Genomic DNA, 23328 nt, shown 5'->3' on the forward strand with positions numbered 1-23328 from the left:
TGTTACGGCTTGGTGGCGCAGATTTCGGCGGTGGTCACGCCAGACGGCACCATCTCCGGCTCACCGAAGCCGTACTTCTTCATAATTGCTTCGAAGCGGCCGTCTTTCTTGATCTCCGCCAACTGCTGGTCGTAGACGGCGCGCAGATCGTCGTCTTCATGCCGGAACGCAATTGCAGAGACGTTTAACTCCGCTTCCCCCACATCAAAGGGCAAGGCCCGTTCTAGTCCTTGAGCCCCCTGCCCTCCTAAGATCCCGATGACTGTCGCTGAAGACAAAACCGCCACATCAACGCGTCCCGCCCGAAGCGCGGAGACATTCGCTTCAATGTCGGGAAAAAGCAGCATGCGCGACTCCGGCACTCCCGCGGCCGTGGCATTCCGTGTGACGACGCTCCCTCGGCCGGCGCCCATGACAAGATCGTCGTTGTCGGCAATGTCGGCATACCCGTAAATTTTTTGGGCATTACCCGCGAGCACGATGGCTGCGTCAGGTGCCTGAAGGTCGGGCGCTCCGAAGGAAACCTGCTTGCATCGCTCTGGCGTTATCGCAAGCCCGGAGGCCACTGCATCGAAGCGCCCAGCGAGCAGGCCCGGTATCAGCGCGCCAAACTCTGTCACCCTGAACTCGATTTTGGTCACACCGAGCGGCTCGAACGCTGCACGCAGAAGGTCGGGATGCCAGCCGGTCGCTTCGCCTGTTTGATCGTCACGGAGGCCCCATGGTGAACGGTTATGGATGCCGATGACGATTTTGCCTTCACGGAGCACGCGCTCCCTGGTTGTTTCTGCCTGCGCCGGAGTAATGGCGGACAAGCTCACCAGCGCGAGGCATGCCATTGTGGTACAGGCAAGCGCTACCGGCTCGCGAAAGCGATCGAACATTCTCTTCTCCCATTCTCGTAAGACTTGTGGTGCAGCTGGCCTGTTTGGCTTGTGCCGCGCTTCGTTCCGGCTCAGGCGATCACGGCTACCTCTTGCCTGCCGACAAGACCTTCCTGAGGTCCATAGTCAGCGAACGGATCTGCGGCCAAGGGAACTCCGTGGCCGTTCCCCTGCTCTGCCCGGCGCTTTCGATCATTTCGAGCTTGGCCAAGACGCCCTCCAGCGTGGAGGCCGAGGTTGCCGAGCACGCTTCAAGCAGGCGTTCCTCCTCATCGATGGCCGTGATCTCGGCAGCCCGCGCCGCTTCATGGTTGCAGCATTCGGTATGTGGAACGTCAGGATTGGAGCGCCGCGGCCGGAGCCTCAACGAGCGGCTTTCCTGCCTTTGTTGCAGGCGGCATAGCACGCTCGCCGCGTAATGCGTCTCGTTCCAGTTGTGCAGAAGTTCGATTGCAGGATCGGAAACGATCGATGCCGCGTGCGTCGATGCGATGCAACTTTGTTTCTGAGTGGTGCCTACACGCCTCTGCTTCTCACGCCACTTCTTGATGACGACGGGCAAAGTCGTGGTATTGTCGGAATCAGCCATGATCCGAGCTCCCAACAGCTTGGTAGTGGTCAGGCTGGGAGAGGTGTTGACGCACCTCTTTCAGCCGCTCTCGCACGTCGCCTAGGCAGGTTTTTTAACTGCTCACCTAAGCGAACGCGTGATGCCATAAGACTTAAATGATGCCAGAAGAATAATCAAGCCCTATGAATGCTGTTGCTGCCGATGAAGACTCTCAACTGACCAGCGATCAGGTTCGAGCCGCGAGAGCGCTGCTTCAGTGGGATCAGAAGAAGCTGGCCGAAAAGTCCGGTGTTTCTTTGGCAACGATCAAGCGCCTAGAGCCGGTATCCGGCCCAATAAAAGCTAACCGGGTGACCATCGCTGCACTTAAGCGTTGCTTGCAGGAGGCCGGCATCGAGTTCATCGATGAAAATGGCGGGGGCGTAGGTGTCAGACTTCGCTCACCCAAAAAACTTTAATGCATCGTCACGTTGTAAGTTACCCGGGCTCTAATCCTATCCAAGAGACCTACTGCCGGTCTTGTGGACGCGAGGGTAAGCTACCATAGCTATTTCTTCGAACGCGACGGGGCTGACAGCTTGATGCCGAGTGTCTCCGCCGAAGATTGTAGGAGCGCTCAATGTTGTCGCGGTGGTGCAAGAGCGTGCCGTCCGTCAGTAATCAATTGCGGTGTGCGTACGATTCTTCGTATGTCCCACCGCCAGGTAGGCGTCGCCACTGCGCGGTGGCGGATGGTGCAGATAAATCGTTGGCGTACTGGAGCTCATCCTACAAGCCATCGACCGTGCGAGGGATGGCGTAATGACGTACTTCTTACCGGTTTCAACAATGGTTCCCTGCCGTTGGGCACCGCGACGATGATCAATTTGGATGCCGCCGCGAACACCATACCAACCGAGGAAGTGATCGACGCTGTCGTCGCCGCAATGCGCAGCGGAGCGGCCAATCCAGCGAGCGCACACGAGCTCGGTGATCGCTCGCGTGCCGTCCTCACCCGGGCCCGCGACGGTGTGATGTCACTCCTGGGCGGCGCACTGGATGATGGCGTGACATTCACATCCGGCTGCACGGAGGCAAACAACACAGTGTTCGCAGGCGTCCCGGCGACCACGATTATCACGAGCACCGTCGAACATCCTTCGGTGCTACGGTCGGCCGAGCGGGCGGCATCCAGCGGAACGACCGTCTTGTTCGTCCCGGTCGATCGGACTGGCTTGGTGGATCTCGAGCAGCTCGGAGCAATGGTCGCGTCCGTGCAGGGGCCGCTTCTCGTCTCGATCCAGTTCGCGAACAGTGAGACAGGCGTGATCCAGCCGATCGCTGCTATCGCGACGCTGCTGGCGACACGTACGCAGACGACGTTTCACTCCGACGCGGCGCAGGCGTTTGGCAAGCTGCCGATCGACCTATCGCCCGGAGTTGGCCCCGACGTGATTACCATCTCCGGGCACAAGCTGCACGCTCCGATGGGTGTCGGCGCGATTGTAGCCGCCGAGCGGGGCGTACCGCTAGCACCCCTGCTCGTCGGCGGCGACCAGGAGGGATCGCTGAGAGCGGGCACCGAAGCGGTTCCGTTGATCGCGGGCCTTAGCGCGGCCTGCGAGGCGCGCGCCGGCACAATGGATGACAGCGTGCTGCGCATGTCGCAGTTGCGCGATCGACTGGAGGCCGGGCTGCGAGATGCACTTCCCGAAGTCGTGCTAGTCGAGGGCGCGACCAATCGACTGCCTAACATCTCGAGCGTACGTTTCCCGGGTGTCGATGGCATGTCGCTGATCGCCCAGCTGGACAGCCGCGGCGTTGCGGCATCGCAGGGGTCGGCATGCTCAAGCCGCCGCCCTGAACCATCGCATGTGCTGATGGCGATGGGCATGTCCGAGAATGACGCTTTTGAGACCGTCCGCTTCTCGATCTCCACCCTGAATACCGGTGCCGAGATAGATGAGGCGACGTCAATAATCGCCGATACTGTCAACCATCTAAGGAGCATTTCATGGGCACAGGCCTAATGCGCTTCTCCTACGGCGGCCACGTCACCTTCCCAGTGCGCTATGGCTGGCTACCAAAGGGCCTCTCCCGGATGCGGCAGGAGGGCGCCTTCCATCCAAACACGGAGGTTGGCGACGATCTCGGCCTCGGCTCCAAGATGGTTGAGTCGCTTGGGTTTTGGCTTAAGGCAACCGGACTAGCCCGTGACGGCGATGATGCCCGGTCGGGCCGTGTGCCGTCGGAAATCGCGAATTTGGTCACGACGCACGATCCTTATTGCGAGTTGCCTGGCACATGGTGGTTCCTCCATTTGGTGTTGGCGACCCGCGAAGGGTCTGTGTGGTCGTGGTTCTTCAACGACCATTCGGACCGTATCTTCGACCGTGCTTCATGCGCGGAGGCCTTCCTTCAATTCACGCGCGCCAAAGCCCTGCGTCCAGCCAGCGACGCCATGGCGCTGAAGGACGTATCTTGCCTACTCAACGCGTACGCAGCGCGTCCGGGCGTCGACCTCGTCGATCCCGACGACGTGGGCGCGTGCCCGTTTCGCGAGCTCGGGCTGATCGTGCGCCACGACCTTGTAAGACGCTTCGAGCGCAGCCGTGCAACTGTCGGGCTGCCGGTCGAGGCATTCCTCGCCTGCTCCTCGCTGCTCGCCGGGGAGACAGGCCGAGACGCGCTGTCGCTGCGCGAACTCGCAACGCTCCGTCTCGGCCCGGGCCGCGTTTTTTGTGCCGGCCTCGATGCCGTCGACGAAATGGTTGGCACGGCGGCCAGCGCATTGTCGATGAAGGGCGTCAGCGTCGAGACACTGGCAGGCGAGCGATACCTTCGGGCTTCGGTCAGGCCGATCGAACAGTGGCTCCGCGACTACTATGGTCGCATCAAGGACGCGCCATGATTGGCGCCGACTTCTTCCGCTCGCTCAGCTTGGTCGAGGATCTGAAGCATCCAGAACGTTTCAGCCACTATCGCCCCACCCGCCGAGCGCTGCCGATCATCAGCGCCATCATCGAACCAGGCACCGCGACGATGGTCATCGCGCCCTATGGAAGCGGAAAGAGCTTGGCAGCAGGCGTCGGAGCGCTGCTGGTCTTCAACTCTGACCACGACCGGCGTGCGCTTGCACCGGTCCTGGACCGTGTCGACCAGGTCGACCCGGAAATCGGATCGGCCCTACGCAGCCGATTCGCCGGCAACCTTCAAGGGCATGTCGTCGTCCTGTCTGGGATGGTCGATGACCCTATCGCGGCGATAGCCGAAGCGCTTGGCATGAAGCAGCCGCCAAAGAGCGTCGAGGGCTTCGGCAAGAAGATGCGCGACGCTGGCTGGGACCACGTCGCCATCGTCTGGGATGAATTCGGTCGACACCTCGAAGGCCTGGTTGCCGATGGTCGTTCGGGTGAGCTCGATGTCGTCCAGCGTCTGTCGGAACGCGTATCACGCGCGACCGGGCCAACGATGAGCCTGACGCTACTATTGCACCAGAACCTTCTCGCGTACGCAACGCGCCTCAATGAGACGTCGCGCAGCGAGTGGCGGAAGATTGAGGGGCGGTTCCGCCCACTTCGAATGATCGAGGATAGTCAGGAATTCTACCGCCTGATCGCTGAGGTTGTCTCTGACATGCGTCCGCCCGATAGCGCGGCGATCATGCCGCCTGTCACCCAGGGCATCGCCGAAGAGGTCGTGAAGTGGAAGTGGCTAGACGGTATCGAAGACGCGGGCCAGGCACTCGCGATCCTCGAAGACGCGAGACCACTGTCGCCGGGCGCGCTACAGATTCTGCCGACACTTGTCGCGCGTGTGGGCCAGAACGAGCGAAGCCTCTTCTCCTTCCTGCGAGAGATCGACCTTACGCGCAAGGTCGATCTTGAGGCGGTCTACACGGCGTTCTCGGACGCGATGCGTACCGATGTCGGCATCGGCGGCACGTACCGCCGCTGGATCGAGACCGAGAGCGCCAGGTCGCGGGCCGATACCGCCCTGCAACGAATGCTGCTCGCGGCAGCGTGCTTGCTGCAGCTAGGCATCAGCGGCGAACGTCGCCGCTTGCCGCGCGAGGTCCTTGAGCTGGCGGTCGCGGAGGCGGACATCCCATCCGCCGACGTCGTGACCGCCGTGGACGATCTGCTCGAGGCCAAGCTGCTGCTCTGGCGCAAGCATACCGACGACGTAGCGGTGTGGCACGGTGCGGACATCGATGTCGCCATCCGAGTACGCGAAGAACGCGAACGCCGGTCGAGCGCGTTCAACTTGCGGGCGTTCCTCGATGACCGTTTTCCTGCGCCGCATCTGCGAGCACCGCGCCACAACGCCGAATACGGGGTGAACCGCTTCCTGATGGGACGCTATGCGTCAATCAATGAACTGGGCACACTCCTCGCGGACGGCGACGCGGCGGATGGTTTGATCATCTACGTGCTTGCCGAGGACAAGGCGCAGATAGCCGCCGCGCGGGAGCTGGCGAAGAAGTCCGACGTCAAGGCGATCATTGCTGTGCCGGACCGTCCCCTCGATGTTGAAAGCGCCGCTATTGAGCTGACGTCAATCGAGGCGCTTCGCGCCGACAAGGAGTTCGTGGCGTCCGATCCCATGGTGATTACAGAGATCGACGAACTCCAGTCGGTGGCTTTCGAGGAGCTGGCCACACTGCTGCGCGGGCTATTGGATCCACGTGCCACCGGATCGACGTGGTATTCGCAAGGCCAGCTTTTAGGGGTGTCGCCGGAGCGCCCCGGACCAATGGCAGCATCCCGCCTGCTCAGCCAATGGTTCGACAAGACGCCAAGGATTGCGAACGAGCAGCTGATGCGCAGCTCCGCATCGCGCACGATGCAGACCGCGCGCGTCCGCGTCATCGGATCCATACTCGAACGCTCCGATCGCGAACGGCTGGGCTACGAGGAAGGCGATCGAAGCGCGGAAGGATCCATCTACCGAACAGTGTTAGAGAACACGGGGCTTCGTCCCGCAGGATCGAAGCGCTTCGCTGATCCCGACCAAATCGCCGACCCGGGCCTCCAGGAAGTCTGGTTCCGTATCGCCAACTTCTTCCGCACGCCCACGGGTCGGAACCAAGGCGAGTACCGTGACTTGGGTGAGTTCGTCACGACACTTGCGTCGGCGCCGATGGGCGTCCCGAGGGCAGTGATACCGGTGCTCATCGCTGCTGGGTTCAAGCACTTCTCACGCGCCGTGGCGCTGTACGAAAGCGGTCGATACGTCACTGACACCCTGGGCTTCCAATTCGACAGCATGGTGTCCAACCCGAAGGGGTTCTGCGTGCAGGTTCTCGACCCCACGCCCAACCTCGTCGAATACCTGTCCGAGATCGCCTACGTCTTCGCTCACGAGCGGCCCACGGCGGGCGACGAACTCATCCGCTTCGCGCATGATGCGCTGACACGCTGGCTGCTCACCGTTTCCGACGGATCCAGACGCTCCCAGAAGCTTGGGACTCGTGCAAGGGGGTTACTGCGGACAGTGGGCAGCTCTTCCGATCCAGTCCAGCTCCTCCTCAAGGATCTGCCAATGGCGATTGGCGAAAAGACGCCTTCCACTAGCCTCATCGGCAAGCTGGAGACTGCGCGGAACGAGATCGATCATCTGCGCGACCAATTCGCTCAGGATGCTGTCGAGGTGATAGCCCAGGGCTTCCGGTCCGCCTATCTCGGCATTGATCCGCTGGAAGCGGTCACCGCCTGGGCAGATTGCTTCGACGCCGCATCACTAGATAGGCGCGACGACCTACGCATTGTCGACCGTGCCGTGTTGCGGAAGGCGGTAGAGGCGGTGAACGGCCGCTTCTCGCCGAAGTCTCTTGCCAACGCGCTCAGCTCGATCCTGCTCCAGCGCAGCCTCGACAAGTGGGACGATCGCACTGCCGCGCAGTTCAGGTCCGCGCTGCGTGACGCGCGGGAGCGGATAGAGGCGGCAGCGATGGACACCGAAAAGCCAACCGTGGCGCTGAGGCCGATTGTCCAGGCCCGCGTTGAGCAACTTACCAGAATGCTTGCTAAGATCGACGAGACCGAAGACAGTCGCGTCCGCAGCGTTCAGGTCGCGGGAGGAAAAAGATGAGCTTAGTGGCCACGAACGTCAATGACGCAGTGAAGGATACTGGAGCACGGCACATCGTGCCCGTCTCGGGTGGCAAAGACTCGTCCGCTCTCGCTGTCTACCTGAAGCAGCGCAATCCCGAAGTTAACTTCGAGTACGTGTTCTCCGACACAGGCGTCGAGCTGCCCGAGACAATCAACTATCTGGATCGGCTCGAAAACATCATCGGGGTGAAGATCCACCGGGTCTCGGCAATGGAAATGTTCGATGTTGCTGAAAAGCCGGGGCGCACTGCATTTGATGTCGCGCTGTTCGAACACTTCGCGGGCTTCCTGCCTAGCCCGCGCGCGAGGTGGTGCACACGGATTATGAAGATCGCGCCGTTTGAGCGCTTCATCGGCGGCGATCGAGCCTACTCCTACATTGGTCTACGCGCCGATGAGAACCGCGCTGGATACCTCGGGACGGGCACGGCTGGGGCCAAACCGGTGGTGATCTCGGAAAGGCCCAACATCACGCCCGTCTATCCCTACCGAGATGACGCTATCGACATCGCCGAGGTCGGCCGGATCCTCGACAGCGCCGGGCTAGGCCTTCCGGACTACTACGAGTGGCGGAGCCGGTCGGGGTGCTACTTCTGCTTCTACCAGCAGATCGGCGAGTGGCAGGGCCTTAAGGAGCGCCATCCCGAGCTGTATGAGAAGGCGAAGAGTTACGAGACGATGAAAAAGGGTCGGAAGTACACTTGGGTCGATGGCCGTTCGCTCGACGATGTCGAGAACATGCCGCGAAGGGTGGTCAAATCGAAGGCAGAGGACGGCTGCGCCGTCTGCCACCTTTGATGAACGCGCCGGCCCACAACAGGCTCATCGACTTCCTGGCTACATACGGTCCGGTCGCCGCCTCGGATAGCCTGTGCGACGAGAACGTCCGAATAGCAGAGGACGAGTATGGCGTCACCAGCATCAGCACGCAGGCGCCCCGCCTCGAGGACATCGGAACGGAGCTAAACATCGGCGCCGGAAGGAACGTCATCCTTACGGGAACAGCGGGCGACGGCAAGACCTTCCACATCCGGCGCTTCCTCGAGGTGCACCACCCAGCCGCGCTGGTCGGCTGGCCAGGCGCGGAAGGTGTTCTTCACATCCAGCTGCCGGACGGTCGGGAATTGCGCGTCATCCGCGACCTGAGTGAAATTTCAGACAGCGAGAAGGAGGCCGAGCTAGCGAGTTTCGCAAGCGCTCTGCTCGGCGAGACCGACGAGCGGCTGTACCTGGTGGCCGCGAACGATGGGCAGCTCCTGAAGTACTTCCGCGATGCCGCTCGCACGGGCGGAACGGTCGCGGATCGATACCGGCTGCTACACGAACGTATCACCGAGATGCTGCGTGCGGAGAGCGAGACCGCCAACGGCGTGGCGCTACGCCTGATGAACCTCAGTCGGACATGGAGCAGCGCCACCGTTGACTCCATCTTCGACGCGGTTCTCGAACATCCCGACTGGGACGGAGCCTGCTCGGGATGCCTAGGTGCCTCGGGCGAGACACCTTGTCCAATCCAGCTAAACCGGTCGCTGCTGATGTCTTCAGACGGCGTGCCGTCATCGTTCCGCGCCCGACTACGGAATTCGCTGCGCCTCGCCGCGGCGAACGATCAGCACGTACCCATTCGCCAGCTACTGACACTCGTCGTAAACATCATCCTTGGCGACGCGAAGAATGCCGATCGGCCTCTGCTCGACTGCGCCACCGCGAAGAAGCGGGCCCTCGCGCGGGATTACGGGAGCACCAACCCCTACAACAACGCGATGGGCCGCAACCTGCGCGACGACAGGCGGCGCGCGAACCGAGTCTTCGGTATCTTTGAGGTGCTCGGAGTGGGTTTCGAGACGAACAACATTATCGACGCAATGCTCGTGCAGCGCGAGCCGAAGTCGCTATACGGCACCTTATTCGATCAGGAGCCGACTTACGGCTCGAACGTCTTCGATCAACTCAGGCGCGAGTATCTGGGCGGTGGCGGCGGCGATGTCGCGATCCGTAACTTCCGCCGCGGCCTCGAGGCCCAACGCCGGCGCGCCTTCTTCCTCCTTCCGGAACATCCGTATGTTGAGGGGGCAACGCCGTGGCGCCTGACCATCTTCCATCACGGGGGCGAATACCTCCGGCTGCTTGACGCGCTTGAGGCGGGGGCCGCTCGTGACGTCACCGACCCGTTCACGCGGCAGCTCGTCCGCGGCCTCAACAGGGCACTGACGGGCATGATGGCCGCGGACGACAACCATCTCTGGCTGTCGGGTACGATTGGCAAGACCGACGACCCGTCGGGGAGGGTCGCCACAGTGGAAGCCGTCGATCGAACCTCCACCACCAACCTCTCGGTCAAGCTGTTACGCGACCCGGTCACGCGCCGGCCATCGCTCGGCGTCGCGGTCCCGAAGCTATGGGTCCAGGCCAAGATGCCGCAGCTCGACCTACGTCCGCTGCTATTTGAGTACCTGATGCGCGTTGCTAACGGCAGCCTTCCAGCGAGCTTTTCGAGGCAGTGCCATCAGGAGATACGGCACTACGCGCTGGTCGCCACTGCCGCGATCCGCGCGATGCATGCCGATGACGAATCTAATCCTGAAGTCGTCCACATGCTGTCGCTCGGAACCCAGGGCGAGGTCCAGGCCAGCAGGATCGAAATCTGATGACTACCAGCAGAAATCAGCACCTGCAGCTCCTAAAGAACGCTGTCCGCGTTCCCGAGACGCAGAACCTCTCGAGCGTGAAGCTGTGGTGCGAGTACGCAATTTGGGGGCTGCTGTTCTACGATGACCAGTCACCATGGCTCACCGTAGTCGAGGCGCTGCACATCTGCTTCCACCGCAAGGTGCAAGGCGACCCGGTCTTCACGCCCGTCGCATCCGCTGCCTCTGGGGAGCACGAGGCGATCACCTACAGACTGCGGCTCAACTACGAACTCAGACACATGCTCTTCCGCGATCGCGAGGTAATCCGGATCGCAAACGGACAGTCAGTCGACGAGAAGGCCCGCTGGCAGGCATGGCTCGGGACCGTCAGCCGGGACTATGCAGGCCTTGAACTTGGTTACCTACAGGACGAGTTCGAGACGTTCGGCGAGATGGCACGCTCGGTGGAGCTGCTGCGCACCGCCGAAATCGAGGCGCAGTCGGCAAAGCGGTGGACGTCGCGGCACATCCTCCCGCTCGGCCCAGACATGCTGTTTGCAGACGTCAACGATAAGAATTCTCTCGACCGCAAGTTCATGCGTCGGACGGGCGAGATGCTCTACCTGATGCTCAATCGGGCGACTCGGCGGGAGGGGCTCGGCGAGCTCATCGAAACGCGCCTGCTTGGTGCAGCGAGCCCATGGAACCGCTTGGCTAAGCGTGTCGGCGGATCGACCGCAGCATCGGTTGGTGACACGCACATCGGCTACCTGCCTGTGGCCAGTGCCACCAGCTACAACCGTCTCGCCGACGACTGGGTCGCGCTTCTGTCCCTGCGTAACATCCCCGTCGAGAACCTGCTCGATCCGCTCGAACGCGTCAGTGGACTTATGCAGATCCTCTACATCCTCGAGCGCGCGCAGGAGACGATCGGCGACGACGTGCCGGTTCCGCCATTCTTCCTAGACCTGCTCGGCGCGCCCGGCAACAACCCCATCCGGAAGCTGTCCGCGAACCAGTTCAGGCGGCACCGCTCGATGCCGGTCGAAGCGATCGGCGCTTTCATCGACACCTTCGCCGCATCCGGCGAATGGAGTGGCGTGCTGGCCAGTGCCGCTGGCGCGAAGGAGGCGATGGACCTCCTCGCATCCCGCTTCCTATGGCGGCCAAGCCGATCACCCAACCCGGACTGGATGCCCTCGCCGCTGGATCAACTCGCCGAGCTGCGCACGCAGGCACAGAACACCAAAGGGCACTCGATCACATCGACGTTCTCGAACCATGCGAAGCACATCGGCATGCTGAGGGCCCAGCGCAGCTCCGGCACATGGTATGCGCCGAGCGACGCGTTCCTCGAGGCGCTGGTGCTCGCAAACGTCACGACTCCTATGGAGTTCGGCGACTTCCTGCATAGGCTGATGACTAGGTACAACATCGTCATCGGACCGGAGGAGGTGCGCGTCGCCTTCAACGTGAAGACCAGCGCGCTTCCAGCACCACTGGCGGACCTGAAGGACAACGAGCGCCGTCTCGAAGACCGGCTCCGCGTGCTAGGCTTCCTAGACCGCAAGTCCGACGACTGCGCTTTCGTCATCAATCCCTTCCACGACGCAACGGCGGCGACCAGCGGAGCAGCGCAACTTGTCCACGCTTGAACTGATAGGTCATGTGGCCGCGCGTCGTCTCGCCGAAGTGCGCGACGCTTCGACCGGCCGTGCCTTCTACTGCATCATTGGCCTCGGGGCCGAGGTGACAAGTGCCATAGTCAGGAGCGTGGCGCAGGATGCGGCCGCCCACAGCGGCGCCGTTGAGGTGTTTATCCATCCGCGACTGGCCGTCGGCGACGTCTCGCCCGCAGTCATCTCGGACCAGACGGCGCCGTGGCACCGCAACCACGCGACAGCCGGCATGAAGCTAACTGTCTGCACGGTCCCGCCGGACATGGTAAAGGCCACCGAACCGACGCTAGCCCACAACTCGAAGATCGACGAGGCGTGGCTGCTGCAGAGTCCCGAGATCTGGTCGCAGGTGGCGCTCAGGCAGAGCTCCGACGAGATTCGGAACAAGTTCACGAACGTGCTGGAAGGGGTGCTCGGCGCGTTCGTCGCCCATGACGCCGAGACGATCGGCGATTTCGTTTCGAACGTCGTTTTCCACCTGATTGAAAAGGGTCTCGCGCCAGAGAACGCGATCCGTGCCTCGCTGCCCGCGTTACGGCTACCGCGCGACAGTGGGGACCCGAGGATGAAGATCACAGAGTCGGCGGAGACGGCGGCGCGCTTCTTCCGCAAGATCGTCGAAGACGTGCAGCCGGCGATCTTTCTGCGTGCGAAGGACGGCGATCCGCTCAACCGCAGCGAGCTGCGCCAAAGGCTGGCAGTCATGAAGGCCGACGGCACCCTCAATGATGAAGTGCACGACAAGCTCGAGGCACTGGTCGCCGACCGCGCCGTGCACGACGGCCAGTGGACGCAGAGCCAGCAGGCGGTCTCCGAACTCGGATGGGATCGCATTGAGCCGTTCTTCAGCGAAACCAAGCGCAAGCCAAAGCAGTCGTTCGGCAGCGAGACGAAGTCGTTCTTCGACCGCCAGTACCCAGGGACGCTGAAGCCAGCCGAAGACGAACTGCTCGCAGACTTGGCCAAGGAGAACCTGAAGCCATCCCAACAGGTGGACGACTTCTTCGCCCGGCACCGCCCCCGGCTGCAGACGAACCCGAAGCTCTACAAGCGGTGGGAGCGCATGGTCTTTCGCGCGCCGATCGAAACCAGGGATCTGGGCGAAGGCCTCCTGCGCCTCGCGCATCGTGCGTTCCCCGAAACTGAGGACACCGAGACAGACGAAGGCTCGCCGGTCCTATTCATACGTCTCCGCAATTCGGAGAAGATGGATTTCTGGGCTTCGGAAAAGAACACGCGCATCCTGCGCTACCTGCGTGACCGATACCGCGGCCTTCCCGAACTGCTCGCACCCCACACGGTGCTCGACTTCGGGAGATGCTGGGAGGACAGCTGGGAGCAGAACGTCGCCGAGGAGAACTCCAGCAACGGAAAGGCGGCGACCGAGCTCGAGTTCGAGGCCTTTTTGGTCACGCGAGAGGAGCTCGAAGCCGTCCTCGAGGACCGATCGAGCAAGCCGCACGCCAACCGCGCGCAGATGGTCTGGAAACCGCACCCCGAAGCCTTGGGTTTGTCGCTTTCGATCGATTTGCGGCAGATCCGACAGCAGGACGCCACGCAGCCGACGCACCTGATCACCGGACGCATTTACCAGAACAGGGCAAGCCGAAGGGCCGCGCCCAGCAACGTCGATCTCGCTCAACGCAGCTCCGTAACGGACGCGTTCCAGCAGAGCGAGGGACTGCTGGCAAACCCGGGTCGCGATGAGAACTGCATCGACGTTACGTGGCCGCGCGCGCTGACCGCCATTGTTGAGCAGGGCGTGATCACGTCCGACCAGGGACAGGAGCTGCGCTCCGCCTACGACACGTTCGTAGCGACCTACGGTGCGGCCGTCGATGCTCTCGTGCGGGGCTCAGGCATCGGCGCCGACGATATCTTGCTTCAGGCTGAACTCTACGGAGACCTACTCCGCAGCGTCATGACGATTGCACCGCAGGAACTGTGTATTCGAGACCTGCTTGCACCCTTGACGAGCATCGGCCTCATAGCAGTCGAGGGAGAGACGCCGTCGGCCATCGTGACGGCGTGGCACCCTCTGCGACTTGCCGAGATCGGTGCCAAAGCCCGTCAGCTGGCGAAGGCTGTGGCCGCCGTGGTCACCAGTGATCCCGACCAGCGCAGCGGTGTCGAGGACTTTGTTTGCGACCGGATCGCCACCCTCGGCGGCACCTACTACGGCGACATCGCCGTGCTTCCAGGCCTTGACGCGCAGCTAATCGCCGAAACCGAGGCGATCATGGACTGCAGCCTGCTCGAGCCGGTCTCGGGGGGCACCCAGCACGGCGTCACCAACGAACCCGCCGATGCGGCGATCGCCGCGTTCGACCGCGTCGCCGACGAGTACCTCAAACTGCGCCCGCACGAGCGGGCGAACTTCTCGGTGGTGATCCTTAACGCCGATTCGGAGAACCTTCCGCTCGCTATGGCCAACGGGCTATCGCGTCGTGTCGAGGATGACAGCGAGATCAGGTGCGAGCTCGTCGTGACTGACGACGATCCCATCCGGCTTCGTCAGGTGTACGAGCGGCAGAACCGACGCATCAGCCACGAAATCGACACCAGTCTTGCCAGCGAGGCGGCACGCAACTTCCTGTCGCGTCTGCGTGTTGGCATCTTCAGCCCCGAGACGCTCGCGCAAGAGACGCAGAAGGCAAACGACATCGTCCTGCTGCAGGACGTGATCGCGCGCAGCAGCAAGGTGCGCTGGACAAAGGGATTTGACGACGGCACAAGCGAGGAGATCGCGACGTTCGTCCCGACCGCGCGCTCGAAGCGACGGCCCTTCCGCAAGGGGAACACCACGGCTGCGCTATACCTGACGGCGCCGAGGCAGCCACTTGCGGGACGGATCTACGTCGATGCCCTACGAACGATCATGATGCGCGACGTGGCGACGAACGCTGAACCCTGGCTCCCCGTGCAGGAGGTCGAGTTCAAGGCTGGCGAGGTCAGCCAGATCCTCGCCAAGGCGCACAAGCTCGGCAACTGGGTGATGACCTTCGACCGAGTCGCCGACCGTCGGCTCATCGCCACCGACGAGCGCCGCATCATCCGTTACTTCAGCGTGCCTGGGTCGACGCACAACGTAATCGTATCGACCGAGATCACCGAGCGAGAGCTCGGCGACTGCATCGACGCGGACATCGGCGTCCTGCTCCAGGGGCTGGACGCAGACACCTTATCGGCAATCCGCCACGAGCTCTTCATCCGGGCGGCGCAGCTGTCCGGCGGCGTCGTGATGCGGGGCGCACAATGGTCGAACTACGCGCATGAGCTGCTCGGTCTCGTCCTCTCCCTACGTGAACTCGAGCGTCTGCTAAGCGTGGATCGCGAGAACAAGACCGCGTGGTTCTTCCTCGACGACTACCGGGACTGGCTCGATCTGACGGGCGAAATGGCCGATATCCTCGCCATCGACTTCGCGGTCGGTGTCAACGGACCGGAGGTCCGCGTGGTGGTGGCCGAGGCGAAATACGTCGGTCAGGACGGCATCTCCGAGCACCGCAAGCGGTCCGCTGGGCAACTCGAGGCGACGTGGACGGCGCTCAACCACCGCCTGCTCGGCGGATCCGCGAACCTGGATCCGGCGATTTGGCGCCACCGCCTCGCGGACATGGTCCTCGAGCACATGGAGCCGTTTGACCAAATCGGGGGGATCGGCCAGGATCGATGGCTGGAGGGCCTGCGAGACGGTACTCTCCCGATCTCGGTCGACGGACACTCTATGGTGTTCAGCCATGAGCTGGACGCCGTTTTCGAACCGATGCCGCACCTGCCCGACGAGGCGAAGGTTATTGCCGAACGTCGATGTCTAGCACAGTGGGTGTTCTCGCGTGCGGATACCGCCAAAGCTCTGCGGGGGCTCGCCGATGCCTCGCTGACTCCCATGATCCATGTGCCGGCTGGTTGGCCACGATCGGCGCTTGGCGTCGAACCTGACGACGTGCAGGCGCCCTCGACGCCTTCGCAGTTCAATGCGGATCCATCGCAGGACGACCCACTAGACGACGTACCGCCGCCACCTTCGGGGCCGCAGCCAGACGGACCGAAGCCGCCGCCCAATCCAATTTCTGAGGGATCAGCCGAACTGTGTGTGGCTGACGAGCCTGCAGACGCCGCTGGCCCGTGGAGCCACCAGATCACGGGAGTCCTACATCGGCTGAGCAACGCCCGCGACGAGGCGGAGGGCCAAACATGGCTCGCAGGGCAGATCGACTCATTGCGTGCGGCGCTGCAAGCCGAGGGCATGGACGCACCCGTTACGGGCCAGCGGCTCACTCCGAACACCGGTCTTGTCTATGTCGGCGGGCGCACGCTGACGGTCGCTTGGCTGGAGCGGAAGCGGACGGACCTGCTCACCCGCTATGGGCTCGACATCGTGCGCATATCGCCGATGCCCGGGCAGATCGCGATCGGTCTGCGCCGCCCGGCGCGCGCGATCCTTCACCTCGCTGACGCTTGGCTTAAGCGCGTGGCCGATCCTGCGGATGGCCAGCGCACCTCGCCGCTTCTGGGTGAAAAGGAGGATGACGGCAGCCTTTGCTTCCTGCCGCTGGCTAGCGCATACCTCGCGCAGGAGCGCGCGGCGCCTCACAGCCTAATCTCGGGCACGACAGGCAGCGGCAAGGGCATCCTCGTCACCAATCTCATGCTCGATTTGTGCTCCCTCAACAGCCCGGAAGAGCTTGAGATGTACCTGATCGACCCCAAGCGGGGAGTCGACTACGCCTGGGCCCGTCGCCTGCCGCACCTAAAGGGCGGCATCGTCGACGATCAGGACGGGGCGATGGCACTCCTGGAGCGCCTAGTGGGTGACATGGACCTGAGATATGACGAGATCAGCCGCGAGAACTGCCGCAACATCGACCAGTACAACCGCAAGATGCCACCCGACAGGCGCATGCCGCGGATCGTCATCTTCTTCGACGAGGTCGCGAACTGGATGCAGGACGACGACTTCAAGAAGCTCGTCGACGGCCTCATCAACAAGATCGCGACCAAGTCGCGAGCCGCGGGCTTTCACCTGTTCATGGTGTACCAGCGTGCCGACAATCAGGTTATGACCATGCAGCTGCGGACGAACCTCGGAAACAAGCTGATCCTGCGTCTCGGCGATGAGGGAAGTTCGCGCATAGCGCTCGGCGAGGCCGGTGCCGACCGGCTGCTGGGCAAGGGGCACCTGATCGCGAAGCTCGACACCGACGACAAGATCTACCTGCAGGTACCCTTTATCGGCGACGAAGAGGTCGAGGAGCTCGCGGACGCTGTGATCTCGACCTGGCTGGAGGCGCGTCGGGAAGCGGCGGAGTAGATGGCTGTCGGGAAGCTCGTACGCGGCGCGCTCTACGTTCACCGCGACGCTATCGGGGCGCTCGCGAAGGATAAGCGGTCTATTATCGACGAGGCAGTCGCGATCGCGAGTGCATCACGGTGGAACGTCGCGCGCGTAGAGAAGCATGTCGTTGGACTGCTCGAGTACGAGGATTTTGATGCCGCAGCCTTCCCGCGGCTCATCACATCGACGCGGGTGAACGTCGCAACTGGAAAGCATACCCGAACTGACTTCAGCCGTTCGGCCAACCCGCTGATCCTACATCGCAAGGAACAGCTGGTGATGCCGAACGATCCACGCGCCGTCCGCTGGGCCAAGACGACCCGAAAGATGGTCGAGACGGGCCTGTTCAAGGACAGCCACGTCATCGGACGACAAAGAACCTGGAACGAGCGGCTCGCGCAGGCAGGCTGGGCCGCGTTCGGCGACGAGGTGATTTTCCCGCATGACTAACGCGACCGTGCACCGCCATCGGACAGCCATGGTGCGGCACACTCTGTCGCGACCGATGTCGCTCGCGGTTCGCCTTGGGTTGGTCCGGTCGGGCGTGACGGTGTTCGACTACGGCTGCGGCCAAGGCGACGACCTGCGGGCGTTAGGTGCGGCGGGCGTACAGGCGGTCGGCTGGGATCCGTACTTCGCACCCGAGGCGCCACAGCATAAAGCCGAGATCGTCAATCTCGGCTACGTCCTGAACGTCATCGAGGATCCGGCCGAGCGCATCGTTGCACTCACGGGAGCGTGGGCGCTCGCGACGCGCATCCTGGTTGTCTCGGTAATGATTGTCGGCGCAGTGCCTGTGGTCGGCCTGCGTCAGTTCGGTGACGGGTACCTGACTGCTCGGAGCACCTTCCAGAAGTACTTTCAGCAGGCGGAGTTAAAGGCGATGCTGACCCAGGTGACGGGGGTCGAGCCCGTTGCCTTGGCGCCAGGCATCTTTGCGCTCTTCCGCTTGCCCGAGGACGAGCAGGACTTCCTTTTGGAGCGACGTCGCGGGAGCAGAACGTCCACCAGTGCCTACCGCGCCGATCGTCCCCCCAGGACCGCCGTCTCGAAACCACAACTCGCAGATCGGATCGGCACCGCTATCAACGCGATAACAGGCTTTGCGCTCGAGCGGGGGCGGTTGCCCCATCCGGACGAGGTGACCCCGGATGTTCATGATCTCCTCGCCGCCGAGCGTGTATCGTTCGCGCGGGCAATCGAGGCCAGCCGCGATGCAGGCATAGATGCGGAAATGTTCGCTCGGGCGGTGTACGAGCGGAGAGAGGATTTGCTCGTGCACCAAGCGCTCAACATCCTCAACCGGTCTCGTACGGCCACACAGCTGAGCACGGCGATGTTGCGCGACATCCGCCAGCACTTCGGTAGCCAGCAGCAGTTCGGCGAACAGGCGCTCGAATATCTCCACCTCCTCGCGGATCCACAACGCACGGTCACCGCCATGCAGCACGCATCCGATGGGGGCTTGGGGGCGATCGACGAGGATGGACGCCTGGTCATCAACAGAGAACGCGTTGCCAAGCTCGAGGGGATGCTGAGGTGTTACGTCGGGTGCGCGCTGTACTTGTCAGGCGACATCGAGCAGGAGCACATCGTCCGACTCGACCCGCTGCGCCGTCGCACCACGCTCTTCACGCTTACCTCTAGGCGCGAGCCGTTCCCCAAGACAAAAATGTCGATCACGATCGACCTCAAGCGGCAAGATGTGGTCATCCGCGACGACCCCCGCATCCTGGTACGTAAAGCGGACGTCTTCGGCATGGCACGACGATCCCGCCAACGATCGGTTGAAGCTGAGTATTGTGTAGCTTTTGGTATCAGGGAAACGAAGGTACTGGCGAAGGTATAATCCCGAAGAACTTTCTCATCTCGCCATTGTTTTTTCATCTCAGGCACAACGAGATACAGATTGGACTTGGCGAGGAGCAAAGTTTCGTTGAGGCAGGTCAAAGTGCCTTTTCAAGTTCCGGCAGGATCGTGAAGAGATCGCCGACCAGGCCGTAATCGGCGACCTGGAAGATCGGCGCTTCCTCGTCCTTGTTGATGGCGACGATGACCTTCGAGTCCTTCATGCCGGCAAGATGCTGGATTGCACCGGAAATGCCGCAGGCGATGTAAAGCTCGGGCGCCACGACCTTGCCGGTCTGGCCGACCTGCCAGTCATTCGGGGCATAGCCGGCATCAACGGCCGCGCGGGAAGCGCCGATGGCGGCACCAAGCTTGTCGGCGACAGGCAGGATGACTTCCTCGAACTTCTCGGACGAGCCAAGCGCACGACCACCCGAGATGATGATCTTGGCCGAAGTGAGCTCCGGGCGATCGCTTTCCGACAGGCGGTTTTCCACGAAGGTGGAGAGGCCGGGATTGGCGGCAGCCGATGCATTTTCGACGGACGCCGAACCGCCCTCGCCGGCCGCCGCGAAGGAGGCGGTGCGAACCGTGATGACCTTCTTCGGATCGGTCGATTGTACGGTCTGGATCGCGTTGCCGGCATAGATCGGACGCTTGAACGTGTCGGCGGAGACGACTTCGATGATCTCGGAGATCTGCATCACGTCGAGCAAGGCAGCCACGCGCGGCAGCACGTTCTTGCCGGTCGAGGTCGCAGGCGCGACGATCGTGTCGTAGGTGTCGGCAAGCGAAACCACCAGAGCGGCGAGCGGCTCGGCCAGACGCTGTTCCAGGTCGTCACCTTCGGCGAGGAGAACCTTGCGCACGCCCTGGAGCTTGGCGGCGGCATCGGCAACGCCCTGCGCGCCCTTGCCGGCCACCAGCACGTCGACGTCCGAGCCGATCTGGGTGGCGGCAGTCAGCGCCTTGGCGGTCTGGTCGGACAGCGAAGCATTGTCATGTTCGGCGATGAGGAGAATAGCCATGATAACTTTCCTTTCTTCCGAACTCAGAGCACGCCGGCCGACTTAAGCGACGAAACCAGTTCCGCCACGTCCTTGACCTTGACGCCGGCCTTGCGGCCGCCCGGCTCTTCGGTCTTCAGAACGGTGAGGCGCTGCTTGACTTCGACGCCGAGATCGGCGGCCGACTTTTCGTCGAGCGGCTTCTTCTTGGCCTTCATGATGTTGGGCAGCGAGGCGTAACGCGGCTGGTTCAAGCGCAGGTCCGTAGTGATGATTGCCGGCAGCTTGACGGTGATGACCTGCAGACCGCCATCCACTTCGCGCGTGACCTTGGCGCTTTCGCCTTCGATCTCGAGCTTGGATGCGAAGGTTCCCTGGCTCCAGCCAAGCAGTGCGGACAGCATCTGACCGGTCTGGTTGGCGTCGTCGTCGATCGCCTGCTTGCCGAGGATCACGAGGCCGGGCTGTTCGGCATCGACGACGCCCTTCAAGAGCTTGGCGACGGTCAGCGGCTCGGCGGCTTCTTCCACCTTGATCAGGATGGCACGATCGGCGCCCATGGCGAGCGCCGTGCGCAGGGTTTCCTGCGCCTGCTGCGGACCAACCGAAACGACGATGATCTCTTCGGCCTTGCCGGCTTCCTTCAGACGGATCGCTTCTTCAACCGCGATCTCGTCGAACGGGTTCATCGACATTTTGACATTGGCGAGTTCGACGCCCGATCCGTCAGACTTGACGCGGATCTTGACGTTGTAATCGACAACCCGCTTAACCGGGACGACTATCCTCATGGCTTCTTCCTCTCGATCATGATCGACGCGGCCTAGGCCTACATCCGGGCGCGCAGGGCATCTGGGTCGTAAGGAGACTCTGTAATGACACGTGCCTTTCGCATCTCCCCAAGGACAGGCACCTCAAGCTCCGTGCCCGGAGTGCCTAGTTCGACAGGCAGGAGCGCAAACGCGACGTCGTGACCGAGCGTATAGGCGTACCCTCCTGAGGTTATTCGCCCAACGAGCTTGCCATCATGGTAGACGCTCTCAAAAGCAAGCGCGCTCGCATCGTCCGTTTCGATCGCGATCGTAAACGTCCTGCGAAATACCCCTTCTTCCTTTACCTTGACCAGGGCATCGCGACCGATGAAGTCACCCTTGTCCAGCCGGATAAAGCGGTCAAGGCTGCTTTCCCATGCAGACAGCTCAGGGTTCATGTCGCGGTACATTGCGCGGTAGGATTTTTCCAGCCGCAGCGATTCCAGTGCATGCAAGCCGATCAGACGCAGGCCATGGGGCTCGCCGGCAGCCAGGATCGCTTCCAGAAGATGCCGCTGGTAGGCCAATGGGTGATAGAGTTCCCAGCCCAGTTCGCCTTCATAGTTGACGCGAAGCAGGCGGACGTCTGTTGCAAGGGCAACCGTGCCTGAACGGACGCCAAACCACGGAAATGCCTCGTTGGAAAGATCAATTTCCGTCAGGGATTGCAGAACGTCGCGGGCCTTGGGCCCAACCACGGTGAAGCAGCCACGTTCATTCGTCGCGTTGCGCAGTTGGACGCTGCCGTCCTTTGGAAGCAGCCTGGACAGGTCATCGAAATTCCAGCGCTCGGCGCTTGGCGTCGAGATGAGGTAGAAGCTACCATCCTCCAGTCGCGAAACGACATACTCGGCCTGAACGCCTCCTCGCGGCGTTAGTTGATGGCTCAGATTGACGCGGCCCACCTTCGGCAGGCGGTTCGCCAGGATTCCGTCGAGCCAGGCTTCAGCACCTGGGCCGCTCACCTCGAACTTCGTCATGGGCGTCATTTCGACGAGGCCGACTGCATTGCGCACCGCATGCACCTCTTCGCCAATGATCCTGCCCTTCTCGGTCCACCTCCAGCTATACTGGTTCTTGGCCTCGATGCCGCCGGTCGCAAACCAGTTGGGCATCTCCCAGCCGTTCAGCACGCCCCACACGGCGCCAAGCTGCGTCAGGCGGTCATAGGACGGTGCCGTCTTTTGCGGCCGCGCGGCGGGCATGTCCTGGCCGGGATAGTGCTGCTCGGCATGGGTGCCCCAGGCTTCGCGCACCTTTTCACGGGTCCAGTTCTTGTTGGCATAGTCACCGAAGCGGCGTGGATCGAGACTGGACGTGTCGATGCTGTTGGAACCCTCTACGATGCGTTCGGATAGGTAGTAGCCGATCGCCCCTCCCCAGAGGATGCCGCCGGGAACGCCCTCCGCAAGCCAGACGTTCTCGAGCCCCCATGCCGCTCCTACCAGCGGCAGCTCGTCGGCTGTCATCTGGAAGGGACCGCGCACGTTGGCCTTGATGCCCGCGCGTCCAAGGGCTGGGACCAGTTCCATTGCCTTTTCCCAGTTCCAGGAAACGGCATCAAAATCTTCTTCGACCAGATCTGCGCCAAACCACTCCGGCACGCCGTTCTCAGCAAACAGCTTGAGATGCTCGGTCCGCTCGTACGGGCCGAACATCAGCCCGTCGCCTTCCTCGCGCAGGTAACCCTCGAAAGCCTCGTCGCGCAGGATCGGCATCTCCGGCAGTCCCGCCCGCTTGCGTTCGACAACTTCCGGGACAGCATCGGTGATCCAATACTGGTGCAGGATCGGAATGGCGGGGATATCAAGGCCGAGCATAGCGCCGGTTTGGCGGGCATAATTGCCTGTCGCCGAGATGACGTGCTCGCAGACGATGTCCCCATTGCTGGTCTTGATCTTCCATTCCCCGTTGGGCAGGCGTTCGAAGCCCCTGACCTCCGTGTTGAGGTAGATTTTCGCGCCTAGGTCCCGCGCGCCTTTCGCCATAGCCTGGGTCACGTCAGCCGGGGCGATATGGCCATCGTCGGGGTGGTAGAGGGCGGCAAGAATGTCGTTGTTGTTTTCAAGCAATGGCCACAATGCGCGCGCTTCGTCGGGGGTGACAAGTTCCGCCCGGATCCCTTGTGCGGCGGCGACGCTCATATAGCTCTTGTACTCGTCCAGCCGGTCTCGCGTGTTCGCGATACGCAGCTGCCCGCATTTGTGCCAGCCGACATGCTGCCCGGTTTCGGCCTCGAGGCCTTCGTAGATTTCGATCGTCTTGGCGATCATCCGTCCGATGTTGATGTTGCGTGCATAGGAGGGGATGAGGCCTGCAGCATGCCAGGTCGAGCCAGCTGTGAGCTGGGTACGCTCTAATAGCGCCACGTCTGTCCAGCCGCGCTTGGCCAAGCCATAAAGAATAGCCGCCCCGACACATCCACCGCCGATTACCACAGCGCGAGCATGAGTTTGCATCCATC

Annotated in this window: 15 protein-coding genes; 10 read left to right on the plus strand and 5 right to left on the minus strand. The window is 62.4% G+C overall.

Features of this window, described 5'->3' with window-relative positions:
• Positions 1-2 precede the first annotated feature (2 nt).
• Complete coding sequence (gene ehuB, locus IE166_RS16760; protein ID WP_244641544.1) at positions 3-884, minus strand: ectoine/hydroxyectoine ABC transporter substrate-binding protein EhuB; 882 nt, start codon at positions 882-884, stop codon at positions 3-5.
• Between the two features lie 85 nt (positions 885-969).
• A complete protein-coding gene (locus IE166_RS16765; protein WP_189506216.1) occupies positions 970-1473 on the minus strand; it encodes a hypothetical protein in 504 nt (167 codons plus the stop codon).
• A gap of 164 nt (positions 1474-1637) precedes the next feature.
• Between IE166_RS16765 and IE166_RS16770 the strand changes: the two genes are divergently transcribed.
• The 10 genes from IE166_RS16770 (at position 1638) to IE166_RS16815 (ending at position 19046) form a co-directional block, all read left to right on the plus strand.
• A complete protein-coding gene (locus IE166_RS16770; RefSeq protein WP_189506218.1) occupies positions 1638-1913 on the plus strand; it encodes a helix-turn-helix domain-containing protein in 276 nt (91 codons plus the stop codon).
• Between the two features lie 399 nt (positions 1914-2312).
• Entirely contained in the window at positions 2313-3464 is a 1152-nt protein-coding gene (locus tag IE166_RS16775) for a cysteine desulfurase family protein (RefSeq protein ID WP_189506220.1), read from the plus strand.
• On the plus strand, positions 3449-4345 hold the full coding sequence (locus IE166_RS16780; protein ID WP_189506222.1) for a DUF4007 family protein: 897 nt from the start codon (positions 3449-3451) through the stop codon (positions 4343-4345). The genes IE166_RS16775 and IE166_RS16780 overlap by 16 nt, the downstream gene beginning before the upstream one ends.
• Positions 4342-7527 (plus strand): hypothetical protein, encoded by a 3186-nt coding sequence (locus tag IE166_RS16785; protein WP_189506224.1) that lies wholly within the window; start codon positions 4342-4344, stop codon positions 7525-7527. The genes IE166_RS16780 and IE166_RS16785 overlap by 4 nt, the downstream gene beginning before the upstream one ends.
• Complete coding sequence (locus IE166_RS16790; RefSeq protein ID WP_189506226.1) at positions 7524-8348, plus strand: phosphoadenosine phosphosulfate reductase family protein; 825 nt, start codon at positions 7524-7526, stop codon at positions 8346-8348. The genes IE166_RS16785 and IE166_RS16790 overlap by 4 nt, the downstream gene beginning before the upstream one ends.
• Complete coding sequence (locus tag IE166_RS16795) at positions 8348-10198, plus strand: hypothetical protein (protein WP_189506228.1); 1851 nt, start codon at positions 8348-8350, stop codon at positions 10196-10198. The genes IE166_RS16790 and IE166_RS16795 overlap by 1 nt, the downstream gene beginning before the upstream one ends.
• A complete protein-coding gene (locus IE166_RS16800; RefSeq protein WP_189506230.1) occupies positions 10198-11835 on the plus strand; it encodes a hypothetical protein in 1638 nt (545 codons plus the stop codon). The genes IE166_RS16795 and IE166_RS16800 overlap by 1 nt, the downstream gene beginning before the upstream one ends.
• Complete coding sequence (locus IE166_RS16805) at positions 11822-17173, plus strand: FtsK/SpoIIIE domain-containing protein (protein ID WP_189506232.1); 5352 nt, start codon at positions 11822-11824, stop codon at positions 17171-17173. The genes IE166_RS16800 and IE166_RS16805 overlap by 14 nt, the downstream gene beginning before the upstream one ends.
• Positions 17174-17647 (plus strand): class I SAM-dependent methyltransferase, encoded by a 474-nt coding sequence (locus IE166_RS16810; protein WP_189506234.1) that lies wholly within the window; start codon positions 17174-17176, stop codon positions 17645-17647.
• The gene (locus IE166_RS16815) at positions 17640-19046 is read left to right on the plus strand and encodes a DNA phosphorothioation-associated putative methyltransferase (protein ID WP_189506235.1); all 1407 of its coding nucleotides are present in this window, start codon (positions 17640-17642) and stop codon (positions 19044-19046) included. The genes IE166_RS16810 and IE166_RS16815 overlap by 8 nt, the downstream gene beginning before the upstream one ends.
• A 97-nt stretch (positions 19047-19143) precedes the next feature.
• On the opposite strand, the gene IE166_RS16820 is transcribed toward IE166_RS16815, so the two are convergent.
• From IE166_RS16820 to IE166_RS16830, 3 genes are read right to left on the minus strand one after another with little or no spacing between them, the layout of a single operon-like run.
• Positions 19144-20073 carry an electron transfer flavoprotein subunit alpha/FixB family protein gene (locus tag IE166_RS16820; protein WP_189506237.1) on the minus strand — a complete coding sequence of 310 codons (930 nt, stop codon included), beginning with the start codon at positions 20071-20073 and terminating at the stop codon, positions 19144-19146.
• A 23-nt stretch (positions 20074-20096) separates the two neighbouring features.
• Complete coding sequence (locus IE166_RS16825; protein ID WP_189506239.1) at positions 20097-20843, minus strand: electron transfer flavoprotein subunit beta/FixA family protein; 747 nt, start codon at positions 20841-20843, stop codon at positions 20097-20099.
• Between the two features lie 38 nt (positions 20844-20881).
• The gene (locus tag IE166_RS16830; protein WP_189506241.1) at positions 20882-23323 is read right to left on the minus strand and encodes a GcvT family protein; all 2442 of its coding nucleotides are present in this window, start codon (positions 23321-23323) and stop codon (positions 20882-20884) included.
• Positions 23324-23328 lie beyond the last annotated feature (5 nt).

The organism is Tianweitania populi (assembly GCF_014652875.1).
Lineage (GTDB): Bacteria > Pseudomonadota > Alphaproteobacteria > Rhizobiales > Rhizobiaceae > Tianweitania > Tianweitania populi.

What these genes read in the sequence shown, in the direction of transcription:
- ehuB (WP_244641544.1), bottom strand. Translation starts at nt 884, where the DNA reads ATGTTCGATCGCTTTCGCGAGCCGGTAGCGCTTGCCTGTACCACAATG.
- IE166_RS16765 (WP_189506216.1), bottom strand. Translation starts at nt 1,473, where the DNA reads ATGGCTGATTCCGACAATACCACGACTTTGCCCGTCGTCATCAAGAAG.
- IE166_RS16770 (WP_189506218.1), top strand. Translation starts at nt 1,638, where the DNA reads ATGAATGCTGTTGCTGCCGATGAAGACTCTCAACTGACCAGCGATCAG.
- IE166_RS16775 (WP_189506220.1), top strand. Translation starts at nt 2,313, where the DNA reads ATGATCAATTTGGATGCCGCCGCGAACACCATACCAACCGAGGAAGTG.
- IE166_RS16780 (WP_189506222.1), top strand. Translation starts at nt 3,449, where the DNA reads ATGGGCACAGGCCTAATGCGCTTCTCCTACGGCGGCCACGTCACCTTC.
- IE166_RS16785 (WP_189506224.1), top strand. Translation starts at nt 4,342, where the DNA reads ATGATTGGCGCCGACTTCTTCCGCTCGCTCAGCTTGGTCGAGGATCTG.
- IE166_RS16790 (WP_189506226.1), top strand. Translation starts at nt 7,524, where the DNA reads ATGAGCTTAGTGGCCACGAACGTCAATGACGCAGTGAAGGATACTGGA.
- IE166_RS16795 (WP_189506228.1), top strand. Translation starts at nt 8,348, where the DNA reads ATGAACGCGCCGGCCCACAACAGGCTCATCGACTTCCTGGCTACATAC.
- IE166_RS16800 (WP_189506230.1), top strand. Translation starts at nt 10,198, where the DNA reads ATGACTACCAGCAGAAATCAGCACCTGCAGCTCCTAAAGAACGCTGTC.
- IE166_RS16810 (WP_189506234.1), top strand. Translation starts at nt 17,174, where the DNA reads ATGGCTGTCGGGAAGCTCGTACGCGGCGCGCTCTACGTTCACCGCGAC.
- IE166_RS16815 (WP_189506235.1), top strand. Translation starts at nt 17,640, where the DNA reads ATGACTAACGCGACCGTGCACCGCCATCGGACAGCCATGGTGCGGCAC.
- IE166_RS16820 (WP_189506237.1), bottom strand. Translation starts at nt 20,073, where the DNA reads ATGGCTATTCTCCTCATCGCCGAACATGACAATGCTTCGCTGTCCGAC.
- IE166_RS16825 (WP_189506239.1), bottom strand. Translation starts at nt 20,843, where the DNA reads ATGAGGATAGTCGTCCCGGTTAAGCGGGTTGTCGATTACAACGTCAAG.
- IE166_RS16830 (WP_189506241.1), bottom strand. Translation starts at nt 23,323, where the DNA reads ATGCAAACTCATGCTCGCGCTGTGGTAATCGGCGGTGGATGTGTCGGG.